Raw genomic sequence first — 14,076 nt, 5'->3', positions numbered from 1 at the left:
TAGGAACAATTATTTTTAGGAGGTGCAGTATGTCTTATTTGTTTGAGATATTACCGAGTTTATTGAGCGGTGCAAGCATGACTTTACAGGTTTTTGTACTGGTCTTGATTTTTTCTATTCCCTTGGGCGTTTTGATTGCTTTTGCCTTGCAAGTCCATTGGAAACTCCTCCATTATCTGATTAACATTTATATCTGGATCATGCGGGGAACACCCTTGCTCTTGCAATTGATCTTTATCTATTATGTGCTCCCAAATATTGGGATTCGTTTGGATCGCCTTCCTGCGGCTATTATTGCCTTTGTTTTGAATTATGCAGCTTACTTTGCTGAAATCTTCCGTGGGGGGATTGATGCTATTCCTAAGGGTCAATATGAGGCTGCTAAGGTCTTGAAGTTTAGCCCTTTTGCCACAGTGCGCTATATTATCTTACCACAGGTGACCAAAATTGTTCTTCCTAGTGTATTTAATGAAGTCATGAGTTTGGTCAAGGATACTTCTCTGGTCTATGCTTTAGGGATTTCAGATTTGATTTTGGCTAGTCGTACAGCAGCCAACCGTGACGCTAGTCTGATTCCTATGTTCTTGGCAGGAGCAATTTACTTGATTTTGATTGGTATTGTGACTATCCTTGCCAAAAAAGTTGAGAAGAAGTACAGTTACTATAGATAGGAGGTTGCCATGTTAGAATTACGAAACATCAACAAGGCCTTTGGTGGCAAACAAATCTTAACTAATTTCAGCCTATCAATTCCTGAAAAGCAAATCCTGGCAATCGTAGGTCCATCAGGAGGCGGAAAAACAACCTTATTACGTATGTTAGCTGGACTGGAAACTATCGATTCTGGAGAAATCTACTATAACGGTGAATCTCTAGCTTTAGACGAACTAGAAAAGCGCAACCTACTAGGATTTGTCTTCCAAGATTTTCAACTTTTCCCTCATTTATCAGTTCTGGACAATTTGACCCTATCGCCTGTGAAAACTATGGGAATGAAGCAGGAAGAGGCTGAGAAGAAGGCGCGTGGACTCTTGGAACAGTTAGGACTAGCAGGGCACGCAGATGCTTATCCCTTCTCACTATCAGGTGGGCAAAAGCAGCGGGTGGCTTTGGCGCGTGCCATGATGATTGACCCAGAAATCATTGGTTACGATGAACCAACTTCTGCCTTGGATCCAGAATTACGCTTGGAAGTGGAAAAACTGATTTTGCAAAATAGGGAACTTGGGATGACGCAAATTGTGGTTACCCACGATTTACAATTCGCTGAAAATATTGCAGATGTATTATTAAAAGTAGAGCCTAAATAGGAGGAAAAATGATGAAAAAATTGATGCTTGTATTAGTCAGTCTAATGACTGCTTTGTTCTTAGCAGCTTGTGGGAAAAATTCTAGTGAAACTAGTGGAGATAATTGGTCTAAGTACGAGTCTAACAAGTCTATTACCATTGGATTTGATAGTACTTTTGTTCCAATGGGATTTGCTCAGAAAGATGGTTCCTATGCAGGATTTGATATTGATTTAGCTACAGCTGTTTTTGAAAAATACGGAATTACGGTAAATTGGCAACCGATTGATTGGGATTTGAAAGAAGCTGAATTGACAAAAGGAACGATTGATCTGATTTGGAATGGCTATTCCGCTACAGACGAACGTCGTGAAAAGGTAGCATTCAGTAACTCATATATGAAGAATGAGCAGGTATTGGTTACTAAGAAATCGTCAGGTATCACGACTGCAAAAGATATGACTGGAAAGATTTTGGGAGCTCAAGCTGGTTCATCTGGTTATGCGGACTTTGAAGGAAAGCCAGCGATTTTGAAGGATATTGTCGCTAATAATGAAGCGAATCAATACCAAACCTTTAATGAAGCCTTGATTGATTTGAAAAACGATCGAATTGATGGCCTATTGATTGATCGTGTCTATGCAAACTATTATTTAGAAGCAGAAGGCGTTTTAAACGATTATAATGTCTTTACAGTTGGACTAGAAACAGAAGCTTTTGCAGTTGGAGCACGTAAGGAAGATACAACTCTGGTTAATAAGATAAATGAAGGATTTTCTAGTCTTTACAAGGATGGTAAGTTCCAAGAAATTAGTCAAAAATGGTTTGGAGAAGATGTAGCAACCAAAGAAGTACAAGAAGGACAGTGAGATAAAATAGTGGATGAGACTGCGTTTTGATTAGCAAAACGTAGTCTTTTTATCAATTGGGAAAGCGCATGATAGCCATTTAATATAGCGGATTAAATCTGGAATAGTATACTGTGACTTCTAAAACATTGCTAGAAATTGATTTGACTTTTCCAATCAATTTGTTCAGATTTTATTTCATTTCACTATATTCTGGAAAGATTTTCTAAATTTTTTCCTCAAATTGAGTCTCTTTTCTTATCAAAAAATCCTCTGGCAAAACCAGAGGATAAGGGTTTATTTCATTGTTGGGAAAAGCAATACGTCACGGATAGTAGTTGTATCTGTGAGGAGCATGCAGAGGCGGTCGATACCGATACCCAAACCACCTGTTGGTGGCATACCGTATTCAAGAGCCTCAATGTAATCGTAGTCGATACCTGTTGCTTCATCATCACCAAGCTCTTTAGCTTTAGCTTGAGCTTCAAAACGGCTAAGCTGATCGATTGGGTCGTTCAACTCGGTAAAGGCATTACCGTATTCTTTGGTCATGATAAAGAGCTCGAAACGGTCAGTAAAGCGTTCGTCTTCAGGGTTTTTCTTCGCGAGTGGAGAGACAGCTACTGGATGACCGTAGACAAAGGTTGGTTGGATCAAGGTTTCTTCAACAAATTCTTCAAAGAAGGCATTGATGATGTGACCAACTTCAGTGTAATGTTTTTCAACTGGAACTTTCTTCTCAGCAGCGATAGCTTTGGCTTCCTCGAAGGTCATGTCTTGCCAGAAATCTACGCCAGTAATTTCCTTGATAGCATCCACCATGTGAACACGTTTAAATGGTTCATTGATTTTGATTTCAGTACCTTGATAGTTAACTGGACCATCACCCTTAACTGCCTTAGCAGCGTGTTGGATAATGCCTTCCGTCAAGTCCATGATATCTTGGAAGTCTGCATAAGCTTGGTAAACCTCGATAGAAGTGAATTCAGGGTTGTGAGTAGCGTCCATTCCTTCGTTACGGAAGATACGGCCAATTTCATAGACACGTTCCATACCACCAACGATAAGACGTTTCAAGTGAAGCTCAGTCGCGATACGAAGTACCATGTCAATGTTTTGGGCATTGTGGTGAGTGATAAATGGACGAGCAGCAGCACCACCGGCTTCATTATGAAGAACAGGTGTTTCTACTTCAAGGAAACCTTTTTGATCAAGATAACGACGGATTTCAGAGATGATTTTTGAACGAGTGACAAAACGTTCAAAGCTTTCACGGTTAGAAATCAAGTCAAGGTAACGTTTACGGTAAATTGTTTCAACGTCAGTCAAACCGTGGAATTTTTCAGGAAGCGGACGAAGCGCTTTAGACAAGTGCGTGATGTGTGTGGCCTTGATAGAGAGCTCTCCCATATCTGTACGCATCACTTCACCTTCGACACCAAGGAAGTCACCGAGGTCAGCCTTCTTAAAGATTTCGTAGTTTTCTTCACCGACTTCGTCTTTACGAACGTAGATTTGGATTTGACCTTCGCGGTCTTGAAGATGGGCAAAGCCGACTTTCCCTTTACCACGTTTAGTTACTAAACGTCCAGCGATAGTAGCAGTTTCGTTTAATTCGTGTAGTTGTTCTTTATCAAGTTCTGCAAATTTCTCTTTAAGTTCTTGAGAGTTAGCAGTACGTTCAAAACGTTTTCCGAAGGGATCAATTCCTTGTTCACGGAGCGCAGCCATTTTTTCACGGCGAACGATCTGCTGGTCATTTAGTTCTTCCATATGTTCTGTAGACATGAAATCCTCCTAATTTTACTCAAAATTTGATACGATGAGTCTTTTTTGCGATACTTCCATTTTATCATAAATAGTCAAGAAATTCACGGATATTCTTTGAAAACTAAAAAGAACTTGACCATTGGGATCAAGTTCCATTATTTTTCTTGATAGGAAGTGTCATTCCATCTTTCCAGAGTGAAGGTTTCAAAATCCTCAGTCTCCAAAATTGTAAGACTGGCATTGGCCAAGCCTCCATCTTTGCGAAGATGAGCCTCTTTATAGCCTAGAAGAGTACGTAGGCTAGCAGTGAGATTTGCACCATGACCGACGATTAGAATGTTTTCAGCCGGACTTCCTTTCAGAGATTTGATAAATTGAATAGTACGCTGAGTCGTAGAGTAGAGGGATTCCGCTTCAAACATCTTCGTATCAAACTGAGCCAGATTAGAGCGAAAGGCCTTTATTTGTTGTGGATAGATGGCATTGAGCGTTGCGATTTTCAAACCTTCAAGTTTGCCAAGTTGCCATTCGCGTAGTTCTGGAATACTTTCTAAAGGACAGGGGGTCTGGAGTTGGCTTTGGATAATCTCAGCAGACTTAATCGCTCTAGGTAAATCACTTGAATAAATCTTATCAAAAGGAATATCCTTAAGATACTGGCCAAGTTGCTTTAGGATATCAATAGACTCTGGAAGAAGGGGAGAGTCACCACTAGCTCCTTGAAAACGACCTTCGAGATTCCAGAGGGTACGGCCATGACGGACAAAATAGAGTTTCATCAGTTGTTTTCCTCCAAGATATCTGCAAAATCCGCTTTTACAAAGCTAGCCAAGTCTTGAGGTCGGATGATGATACTGAGCCCGATTTCCCCAGCAGAGACAATCATTTGGTCTAAGTCCAAAGCAGTCTGATCAATAAAAATTGGATAATTGTGTTTCTGACGAATACCGACAGGGTTGTTAGCTCCATGAATATAGCCTGTCGTTTTTTCTAGGTCTTTTTGAGGAATCATGCTCACTTTTTTATTACCAGAAACCTTTGCTAGTTTTTTCTCAGCGAGGTGTTCCGTTATGGGAACAATTCCAATAATCGGTCCTGTCTTGTCTCCTAAAAGAGCCAAGGTTTTAAAGATATGAGTTCGATCATATTCTGAAGGAAGTTCACCCTCAAGCGCGTTGATCTGAATACCAGTATAGTCAATACCCGCCTTGGTCAAGATTTGTTCTACCAAGGTTTTTTTAATCTTAACTTTCTTTGCCATTATTTATACTTATCCTCCAATTGACTCATCCAGATACCAAGCCAAATGCCAAGCGCAAAGAAGAAGGCGATGAGAACATAGCTTACAATAGAAAGTCCAGTGTATTGGATACTTTCAGCATTTCCAGCATTTGGAATCAAAATTAAGAGAGTGCTTGAAAGCACAATTCCGATAATAAAGTGATAGACACGAGAGTGGTAGTTGTTCAAGGCATGGTCCATTAATTTTGAAAAGATAATGAGAGTTACTCCTGCACCAATCCCGATAGGAAGGAAGGTACCAAATAAATCAAAAGTCTTAAAACCAGTCAGCATTGGAGCGTACAGTCCCAAAATCAAAAGTAGATTTGACGGACTTAAACCAGGCACCAAGACACCAAGAGCTAAAAGAACACCTGCCAAGATGAAGTTTACAAAACTAGCACTGAGTGACCCTACGACAAAATTGAGCGCGTAAAGACCCAATCCTGAAAGGATAAAGGTAGTCCAGAACCAGACTAGGTCAATCTTATCACGATCAGACTCTCGAGTAGATTCTTTAAGGAGGCTAGGAACTGTACCGATGATAGCTCCAGCAAAGCTCCACAAAACATAGACTTGATAGTTTTCTAGCAAATACTCGATTGGATAGGAAAACAAACCAATGCCTAGCAACATCCCGATAGCTACTGGAATAAAGTATAGGACATTCTCTTTAAAATCTTTAAAGGGGTGAGCCAGAAAGCCAATCATTCGCTCGTAAATACCCAAAATAGCTGCTAAAACACCGCCAGAAATTCCCGGTAGGATAAATCCTAATGCGATGACGATTCCTTTAATAACTCGTGCAATCCATGAAAACATAATAAAATCCTCAATTTCATAAAATTCTTTCTCTATGCTATCAATTATAACACAGACGGGGAGAAAATGAAAAAACAAGTGAAAAAGTTTGTTATTTTCACTTGTCTTATGGTCTTAAAAATAGTTTTCTGAAAGTTTCTTCCTTGTCTTTGTCAGCAGAAATCAAATTGATGTCCAAATGGTGTTCAAATCCTGCAATTCTCCCCTTAGAAGTGTACTGGTGGAGATCGTAGTCCAGATCAGTATTTGGCTTAGTTTCAAAATAACCAGAGTCAGTTCCATAGGAAGGGATCCAAATAGCAGTGAACTTATCTGTATTGATACTATGCTCTTGCATGAAGTAAACCCCAACGTAGATGCCGATGTTTTTAGCGCCGAGAGCTGCCAGTTTGGCACGAAAGGCTTCAACGCCTTCATTCATATCGGACATTGTTTTTTCTTCAACATCTAACCAGTAGTAGCTAGGATTGTAGGGAGAAGCAGCGTTGTAGAAGACTTCAGCAGCTTTCTCCATATCTTCTTTACTTTTTCCAGCTACATAGGCATAAACCCCCACAGGGACATTGCGTTTTTGAAATTCTGCTATGTGATTTTTATAAGCTTTATCGACACCATTGATAAAGGCAGCATCATTTGATTCAGTATGCTGAGCACCATTGTGCACGCGAACGATAACACCAGAAATGTTTTGAGATAAGGTGTCGTAGTTGATCTCCTCAGGTCTTTGCCAACCAGAGACGTCGATAATGGGTTTATCAAGATTATGCAAGGCTTGTGTTTCAACTTGAAGAGTATTTGGTTTAGTTTTGATAGGATGGTCCTCAAAACTTGGTTTGTTGAGGAGTAAAATCGCTATGAAAATTCCAAATAAACTCAAAATAATAACTGGATGAATTTGTTTTCTCATATTTATTTAGTTTATCGTAAAAATTTAAAAAAATCAAAGGAAACAGTTTAGAAATGTAGACAAGTAGGGGAGATTTTCAGGAAAGCACCTGTTTGTTTGTTCTTTAAAAGTAAAATTATGGTATAATATAAGGGAATTTTTACAGAAAAGAGAATAGTATGTCAAATTATGCCATTATTTTAGCAGCGGGTAAGGGTACTCGCATGAAATCAGATCTTCCGAAGGTACTTCATAAAGTAGCAGGAATTTCGATGTTGGAACACGTTTTTCGTAGTGTTGGTGCTATTCAACCTGAAAAGACAGTTACCGTAGTGGGACACAAGGCTGAGTTAGTTGAGCAAGTCTTGGCTAGTCAGACAGACTTTGTTACCCAATCAGAACAACTAGGAACAGGGCATGCTGTCATGATGGCAGAGCCCATTCTCCAAAATCGCACTGGGCACACCTTGGTTATCGCTGGGGATACTCCTCTGATTACAGGTGAAAGCTTGAAAAATCTCTTGGATTTCCATATCAACCACAAAAATGTGGCGACTATTTTAACGGCTGAAGCAGCAGATCCTTTTGGGTATGGTCGTATCGTCCGTAACGATAACGCTGAAGTTCTTCGTATTGTTGAGCAGAAAGATGCCACAGACTTTGAAAAGCAAATCAAGGAAATCAATACGGGAACTTATGTATTTGACAATGAACGTCTTTTTGAAGCCCTTAAAAACATCAACACCAACAATGCCCAAGGTGAGTACTATATTACTGACGTGATTGGTATTTTCCGTAATGCGGGTGAGAAGGTTGGCGCTTATACTCTCAAGGATTTTGATGAAAGTCTTGGGGTAAATGACCGTGTAGCTCTTGCGACTGCGGAAGCAGTGATGCGCCGCCGTATCAATCAAAAACATATGGTTAATGGTGTCAGCTTTGTCAATCCAGAAGCAACTTACATCGATGTTGATGTTGAGATTGCTCCTGAAGTCCAAATCGAAGCCAACGTTACCTTGAAAGGTCAAACGAAGATTGGGGCGGAAACTGTTTTAACAAATGGAACTTATATCGTGGATAGCGCTATCGGAGCTGGAGCTGTGATTACGAATTCCATGATTGAGGAAAGTACAGTTGCAGACGGCGTGACTGTTGGTCCTTATGCCCATATCCGTCCAGGTTCACGCCTAGCTTCCAAAGTACACATTGGAAACTTTGTTGAAGTAAAAGGATCTTCAATCGGTGAAAATACCAAGGCGGGTCATTTGACTTATATCGGAAACTGTGAAGTGGGTAGCAACGTTAATTTCGGTGCAGGAACTATTACAGTCAACTATGATGGGAAAAACAAATACAAGACTGTTATTGGCAACAATGTCTTTGTTGGCTCAAACTCAACTATTATTGCTCCTGTAGAACTTGGGGATAATTCTCTGGTTGGAGCGGGTTCAACCATTACCAAGAATGTTCCTGCTGATGCCATTGCTATCGGTCGTGGACGACAAGTTAACAAAGATGAGTATGCAACACGCTTACCTCATCATCCTAAGAACCAGTAGGAGTTTGTCATGGAATTTGAAGAAAAAACGATTAGTCGGAAGGAAATTTATCAAGGTCCTATTTTCAAACTAGTACAAGACCAGGTGGAACTACCAGAAGGAAAGGGTACTGCCCAACGTGACTTGATTTTTCACAATGGAGCTGTTTGTGTACTAGCTGTGACATCTGAGGACAAAATTGTTCTCGTTAAGCAATACCGAAAGGCTATCGAGGCGGTCTCTTATGAGATTCCTGCAGGCAAACTAGAACTTGGTGAAAATGCGGATCCAATGGCAGCGGCATTTCGTGAATTGGAAGAAGAGGTTGCCTATACTGGTACGTTAGAACTGTTGTACGATTTCTATTCTGCGATTGGATTTTGTAATGAAAAACTAAAACTCTACCTCGCTAGTGATTTGGTCAAGGTAGAAAATCCTCGCCCACAAGATGATGATGAAACCTTGGAAGTTTTAGAAGTAAGCCTAGAGGAAGCCAAGAACCTGATCCAGTCAGGTCATATCTGTGATGCCAAGACTATCATGGCAATCCAGTACTGGGAACTACAAAAGAAATAGAGGAGCAACCCATGGGAAAACCTTTATTAACAGACGAAATGATTGAACGTGCCAACCGAGGTGAGAAAATATCAGGGCCACCTCTTCAAGATGATGAGGAAACCAAGATCCTATCAACGTCTTCACAACATTTTGGTTATTCACGTTCTAGAGACCACGGTTTTAGTCAAGATACACTTACAATCGAAGTAGAACCAACGATTCATAAGAGCCGCCGCATTGAGAACACCAAGAGAAATGTTTTTAATTCAAAACTCAATCGCATCTTGTTTGCAGTCATCCTACTCTTGATTTTGTTAATTTTAGCGATGAAACTCTTGTAATTGAAAGGACTTGAAATGAAAATTGGAATCATTGCTGCCATGCCAGAAGAACTGATACATTTGACTCAGAATTTGGATAAACCTCAAGAAGTCCAAGTCATGGGAAATACTTACTACACAGGGCTTATTGGCAATACAGAAGTCGTTCTAGTTCAGAGTGGGATTGGAAAGGTCATGTCGGCTATGAGTGTAGCGGTGTTAGCTGACCATTTTCAGGTAGAAGCTATCATCAATACAGGATCAGCAGGAGCTCTTGCAGAAGGGATTGCTGTCGGTGATGTAGTGATTGCGGACAAACTAGTCTACCATGATGTGGATGTGACTGCTTTTGGTTATGCTTATGGCCAAATGGCTGGTCAATCTCTTTACTTTGAATCCGACAAGAAGTTCATCGCTAGGATTCAAGAAAGTTTATCTCAAGTAGAACAGACCTGGCACCTAGGCTTGATTGCTACAGGGGACAGTTTTATAGCTGGAGAAGATAAGATTGCTACTATCAAGTCCCACTTTCCAGATGTTTTAGCAGTGGAGATGGAAGGGGCGGCCATTGCTCAGGCGGCTCAGGCTCTTGACCTACCTTTCCTAGTCATTCGTGCTATGAGTGACAATGCCAATCATGAGGCCTCTATTTCATTTGATGAGTTTATTATTGAGGCTGGGCGTCGTTCGGCCCAAGTCTTACTAGCTTTTTTAAAGGCCTTGAATTAAGCGGAAATTTGACAGTTTATCTAGCTTATGATAAGATTTAAATAAAGAAAAGCTAGAAAACGTTTCAGAGGATATTATGAGTATTGAAATGACCGTCAGCGAGATTGCAGAGGTCTTAGGACTATCTCGTCAGGCAATCAACAATCGTGTCAAAGAACTTCCCGAAGAGGACACGAAAAAAAATGACAAAGGTGTAACAGTAGTTACTCGAAGTGGCTTGATCAAGCTAGAAGAAATCTATAAAAAAACGATTTTTGAAGATGAACCAGTCAGTGATGATGTCAAACAACGCGAACTGATGGAAATCTTGGTCGATGAGAAAAATGCTGAAATTCTTCGTTTGTACGAGCAACTCAAGGCCAAGGACCAGCAACTGGCAGAAAAAGATGAGCAGATGCGCATCAAAGATCGCCAGATTGCTGAAAAGGACAAACAGTTGGACCAACAGCAACAGTTGACTCTTCAAGCCATGAAGGATCAAGAAAGCTTGAAACTAGAGTTGGACCAAGCAAAAGAAGAAGTCCAAGCAACCAAAAAAGGCTTTTTTGCTCGCCTATTTGGAGGAAAATAAAGAAGCTGTTTGGGTTATTCACTAACCTAATAGCTTCTTTTCTTATTTATAGTTTAAATTGAGTCGGAATTGAGGTAAAAGATGGAAAAATTAAGAGACTATATCGCCTTTGACTTAGAATTTAATCAACACGAAGGGGTTACCCATTTAATTCAGGTATCAGCAGTTCGTTTTCAAGATGGTAAAGAAAGTGCAGCTTTTGATTCTTATGTCCATACCAGCGTGCCTTTAAAGAGTTTTATCAATGGTTTGACTGGAATCACAGCTGAAACATTGAAAGATGCGCCAATGGTGGGGCAAGTTTTAAAGGGCTTTCAAGCATTTGTTGGCAATTCACCTATCGTTGGATACAATGCAGCCAAGAGTGATTTACCTATTCTCTTGGAGCATGGCTTGGACTATCGTGACCAGTATAAGGTTGATTTATATGATGAGGCTTTTGAACGCCGTAGTTCTGACCTACACGGCATAGCTAATCTCAAACTGCAAACTGTTGCGAACTTTTTAGGGTTTAAAGGTCAATCGCATAATAGTTTAGAAGATGCCCGCATGACGGCGCGTGTTTATGAAGCCTTTTTGGAGTCTGACGAAGGAAAACTATTGTTAGAAGAACAGAGTAATCTATCCCTGAATCCCTTTGGTGGGCTAGACTTATCTCAATTTCTAGACTAGGAGTGCCTATGAAACCTGAAAAACCTAAAAAACTAGGTTTTAGGAAAATTTACCTCAACCTAGATAAAGTTCTCTTCCTCTTTTTCTTAATTTTCATGATGGTGGAATATCTGTGGTTACCTCTCAATTCTTTTCTTGCTGGTCTTTTACTCAGCCAGACGGGCTATTTGTTTATTTCTTACAATAATATTTTTGCCATTATCACGAGTTCTCCTTTAATCAGTCTGGCCTTTCTCGTCTTGATTGTAATCAATCTTTTGGTGGCCTATTTCCAGATTTGCCTCCTCTTTATTGGGGCGCGTCACCTTCTCTACCACGAAAAGAGAACCTTGATTGAGTACAGTCGCAAAGTTTTCCAGCAAAGTTTTCTGTTCATGAAACGCTTGAGCTTCTGTAAGATGGCTTTTCTATTCTTCTACGTAGCCATGCTCTTTCCTTTCATCAGGAAAATTTTAAAAATTTATTACTTAAATAAAATCGTTATTCCAGACTTTATTGTGACTTATCTGGAAGACAAGTACTGGCTAGTGGGCTTGATGATTTTTGCATCTGCTTGGATTTTGCTCTATGTGTCTGTCCGACTTATGTTTGCCCTTCCGAAGATTCTCTTTGAAAAGAGGACTGTGAGAGAAGGAGTAAAATATAGCCTACAAAAGACAAAAAAACAAGTTCTCTTTTATGCTTGGAACTTGCTACTCATTATTATTAAAACCTATCTCTTTTTCTTCCTTCTCTTGACTCCCTTGCTAATAGGACAGATTGTAATTGACAATTTAACACAGAAAGAATCACTGATTCTTGGAGTTATCAACTTTGTCTTGATAAAAAATATCCACTATATGGCCTTGACCTATTTCCTTGTTAAGTTTGTCTCCTTTTTGACAGGTGAGGAACTGGAGATTATGCCAAGAAGAAAAAAAGATCATTTGATGAGATGGGGAGTTATGGGCTGCGCTAGTATCTTTTTTGCGCTGGAAGGTTATATCTATTTGGAAGCTCCTGTGACAAATACCCCTTTAGTCATTTCACATAGGGGCGTTTCAAATAAAAATGGTGTACAAAACACTGTACAGTCTTTGGAAAAAACAGCGCAACTGAAACCAGATTTGATTGAAATGGATGTACAGGAGACCAAAGATGGTCAGTTTGTGATGATGCATGACGCCAATCTTAAGAACTTAGCAGGTATCAATGCCAGACCTCAAGACTTGACTTTGGAGGAGTTGACAGGGTTAGATATTTCTGAAAATGGCTATCGAACCAAAATATCTAGTTTTGATGACTATCTCAATCGCGCGAATGAACTTCATCAAAGATTGTTGATTGAAATTAAAACCAGTAAAAAAGATAGTCCACAAATGATGGAACGTTTTCTAGAGAAGTATGGAACGATTATCAAGCAGTATGGTCATCAGATGCAATCACTAGACTATCATGTGATTGACCAAGTTTTGAAATATGATTCGACTATTCCAGCTTATTTCATCTTGCCTTATAATAGTATTTTCCCAAAAACCAAGGCAACTGGCTATACCATGGAGTATTCAACATTGGATGAATATTTTGTTACTAAACTTTGGTATACAGAACAAAAGCTTTACGTATGGACCATCAATAGCTCTGACGCACTTGATAAATCGTTGCAGTTGTCAGTGGATGGGATGATTACAGATGACATGGAGATGCTACAAGAGACTTTAGCAGCAGCTCAGGAAGATCCAGAATACACCGATCTCCTTTTGAAAAAAGCTACGGAGTTCTTTAATTTCTAACAGAGAAAAAAAGGAGAAGTGAACCTTCCTCCTTTTTCTGTAGGTGATTAGAATGGTAATTTTCCAGCGAAAGCACCTAATTTTTTCTTAGTCGTTTCGTCGATTTGTTCTAGAGCAGCGTTGATGGCTTGAACGGTCATATCAGACAAGGTTTCTAGGTCTTCTGGATCTACAACTGCTGGGTTAAAGTCAATGCTGACCACCTTTTTGTCTCCAGTTAAAGTTGCTTGGACAAGGTCTTGAGCAGATTTTCCAACAAATTGCATAGCAGCGAGTTCTGCTTGACTTTGTTCCATTTGTTTTTGAAGTTTTTGTGCTTGGCGCATCATGTTTTGCATATTCATCATAAGATTTTTAAGATTCCTTTCGTATCAAGGCTTTGAGCCTTGTTTTATAAATTTTTTTGCCATTTTTTGCCCTAGAAGTTGTCAAAAGCATTGGCAACTTCTTTTTGTTGAGTTGGGAATAGGTGCGAGTAGATGTTAATAGTTGTATTAATGCTACTGTGTCCAAGTCGTTTCATAAGTGTAAAAAATATATAATCTTTTCCCTCACCGTTTCTGAGTCCTTTTGAAACTAGAAATGCTGCATGTGAGTGTCGGAAATCGTGATTACGAATCATTTTTAATGACGCAGGCATTCTTTTTTTCGATTTAATCTTTTGATTAGAAACCATTGGAGTAGTCAGTTGTAAAGGACTGTCTTGAAAGATTTGTAAGTTTTCTGTATTGTCCGTAAACTCTACTAATAGGTGAGCTTGTTTTTCTTTCCATTGCGTTAGTTCTTGAACGAATTCTTTATGAATGTAAATTCGACGTATAAAAAGCACCACGCTTATCCTCTTTTAAAATATTTTCTTACGTAGAAATCTCACAAAGATACTCAACAGATATTTTAAATGTTACTTGGTTAAGCTATGAAGTCTATACTTAGATTCGTATTACTTGGACTTTACTCTTGTGGAGGTTCCCTCGCTTTCTATGACATATTCTCTCACCTGTCAGTTTACTGAAATCGTGG

Annotated in this window: 16 protein-coding genes and 1 pseudogene; 10 read left to right on the top strand and 7 right to left on the bottom strand. The window is 39.6% G+C overall.

The window, feature by feature from the left end; all coding sequences use genetic code 11:
* Positions 1-29: 29 nt before the first annotated feature.
* Genes B7708_RS02920 through B7708_RS02910 form a run of 3 tightly spaced genes read left to right on the top strand, consistent with a single transcriptional unit; the run spans position 30 to position 2,158 of the window.
* Positions 30-671 (top strand): amino acid ABC transporter permease, encoded by a 642-nt coding sequence (locus B7708_RS02920; RefSeq protein WP_084973639.1) that lies wholly within the window; start codon positions 30-32, stop codon positions 669-671.
* A 9-nt stretch (positions 672-680) separates the two neighbouring features.
* Positions 681-1,310 carry an amino acid ABC transporter ATP-binding protein gene (locus B7708_RS02915; RefSeq protein WP_000891749.1) on the top strand — a complete coding sequence of 210 codons (630 nt, stop codon included), beginning with the start codon at positions 681-683 and terminating at the stop codon, positions 1,308-1,310.
* 11 nt (positions 1,311-1,321) lie between these two features.
* Positions 1,322-2,158 (top strand): amino acid ABC transporter substrate-binding protein, encoded by an 837-nt coding sequence (locus B7708_RS02910; protein ID WP_084946425.1) that lies wholly within the window; start codon positions 1,322-1,324, stop codon positions 2,156-2,158.
* Between the two features lie 276 nt (positions 2,159-2,434).
* Here B7708_RS02910 and lysS read toward each other — a convergent pair whose 3' ends face one another.
* The 5 genes from lysS to B7708_RS02885 all read right to left on the bottom strand — a co-directional run bounded on the left by lysS (position 2,435) and on the right by B7708_RS02885 (position 6,917).
* Complete coding sequence (gene lysS / locus B7708_RS02905) at positions 2,435-3,925, bottom strand: lysine--tRNA ligase (RefSeq protein WP_084973637.1); 1,491 nt, start codon at positions 3,923-3,925, stop codon at positions 2,435-2,437.
* A gap of 137 nt (positions 3,926-4,062) precedes the next feature.
* A complete protein-coding gene (locus B7708_RS02900) occupies positions 4,063-4,686 on the bottom strand; it encodes a histidine phosphatase family protein (RefSeq protein WP_084973635.1) in 624 nt (207 codons plus the stop codon).
* Positions 4,686-5,168 carry an aminoacyl-tRNA deacylase gene (locus tag B7708_RS02895; protein WP_084973633.1) on the bottom strand — a complete coding sequence of 161 codons (483 nt, stop codon included), beginning with the start codon at positions 5,166-5,168 and terminating at the stop codon, positions 4,686-4,688. Before B7708_RS02895 ends, B7708_RS02900 begins: the two co-directional genes overlap by 1 nt.
* Positions 5,168-6,010 (bottom strand): DUF368 domain-containing protein, encoded by an 843-nt coding sequence (locus tag B7708_RS02890; protein ID WP_084973631.1) that lies wholly within the window; start codon positions 6,008-6,010, stop codon positions 5,168-5,170. Before B7708_RS02890 ends, B7708_RS02895 begins: the two co-directional genes overlap by 1 nt.
* Positions 6,011-6,116: 106 nt before the next feature.
* The gene (locus B7708_RS02885) at positions 6,117-6,917 is read right to left on the bottom strand and encodes a glycoside hydrolase family 25 protein (protein WP_084973629.1); all 801 of its coding nucleotides are present in this window, start codon (positions 6,915-6,917) and stop codon (positions 6,117-6,119) included.
* Positions 6,918-7,075: 158 nt separating this feature from the next.
* On the opposite strand from B7708_RS02885, the gene glmU reads away from it, so the two are divergent.
* The 7 genes from glmU to B7708_RS02850 all read left to right on the top strand — a co-directional run bounded on the left by glmU (position 7,076) and on the right by B7708_RS02850 (position 13,056).
* The gene (gene glmU / locus B7708_RS02880; RefSeq protein ID WP_084973627.1) at positions 7,076-8,455 is read left to right on the top strand and encodes a bifunctional UDP-N-acetylglucosamine diphosphorylase/glucosamine-1-phosphate N-acetyltransferase GlmU; all 1,380 of its coding nucleotides are present in this window, start codon (positions 7,076-7,078) and stop codon (positions 8,453-8,455) included.
* A gap of 9 nt (positions 8,456-8,464) precedes the next feature.
* Complete coding sequence (locus B7708_RS02875; protein ID WP_084973625.1) at positions 8,465-9,010, top strand: NUDIX hydrolase; 546 nt, start codon at positions 8,465-8,467, stop codon at positions 9,008-9,010.
* Positions 9,011-9,021: 11 nt separating this feature from the next.
* Positions 9,022-9,333 (top strand): cell wall synthase accessory phosphoprotein MacP, encoded by a 312-nt coding sequence (gene macP / locus B7708_RS02870; RefSeq protein ID WP_084973623.1) that lies wholly within the window; start codon positions 9,022-9,024, stop codon positions 9,331-9,333.
* Between the two features lie 15 nt (positions 9,334-9,348).
* Positions 9,349-10,041, top strand: a complete 693-nt coding sequence (locus tag B7708_RS02865; protein ID WP_084973799.1) for a 5'-methylthioadenosine/adenosylhomocysteine nucleosidase — start codon at positions 9,349-9,351, stop codon at positions 10,039-10,041.
* Positions 10,042-10,117: 76 nt separating this feature from the next.
* Positions 10,118-10,612, top strand: a complete 495-nt coding sequence (rocS, locus tag B7708_RS02860) for a chromosome segregation protein RocS (protein WP_000021247.1) — start codon at positions 10,118-10,120, stop codon at positions 10,610-10,612.
* An 81-nt stretch (positions 10,613-10,693) separates the two neighbouring features.
* The gene (locus B7708_RS02855) at positions 10,694-11,284 is read left to right on the top strand and encodes a 3'-5' exonuclease (protein WP_084973621.1); all 591 of its coding nucleotides are present in this window, start codon (positions 10,694-10,696) and stop codon (positions 11,282-11,284) included.
* 8 nt (positions 11,285-11,292) lie between these two features.
* A complete protein-coding gene (locus B7708_RS02850) occupies positions 11,293-13,056 on the top strand; it encodes a glycerophosphoryl diester phosphodiesterase membrane domain-containing protein (protein ID WP_084973619.1) in 1,764 nt (587 codons plus the stop codon).
* 47 nt (positions 13,057-13,103) lie between these two features.
* On the opposite strand, the gene B7708_RS02845 is transcribed toward B7708_RS02850, so the two are convergent.
* Both B7708_RS02845 and B7708_RS02840 read right to left on the bottom strand, forming a co-directional pair.
* On the bottom strand, positions 13,104-13,403 hold the full coding sequence (locus tag B7708_RS02845; RefSeq protein ID WP_061416779.1) for a YbaB/EbfC family nucleoid-associated protein: 300 nt from the start codon (positions 13,401-13,403) through the stop codon (positions 13,104-13,106).
* A gap of 71 nt (positions 13,404-13,474) precedes the next feature.
* Positions 13,475-13,873 (bottom strand): annotated as a pseudogene (locus tag B7708_RS02840) (site-specific integrase); the annotation flags it as partial.
* Between the last annotated feature and the right edge of the window lie 203 nt (positions 13,874-14,076).

The organism is Streptococcus oralis subsp. dentisani, from assembly GCF_002096615.1.
GTDB classification, from domain to species: Bacteria; Bacillota; Bacilli; order Lactobacillales; family Streptococcaceae; genus Streptococcus; species Streptococcus oralis_U.
This window is presented reverse-complemented; position numbering and strand designations above follow the sequence as displayed.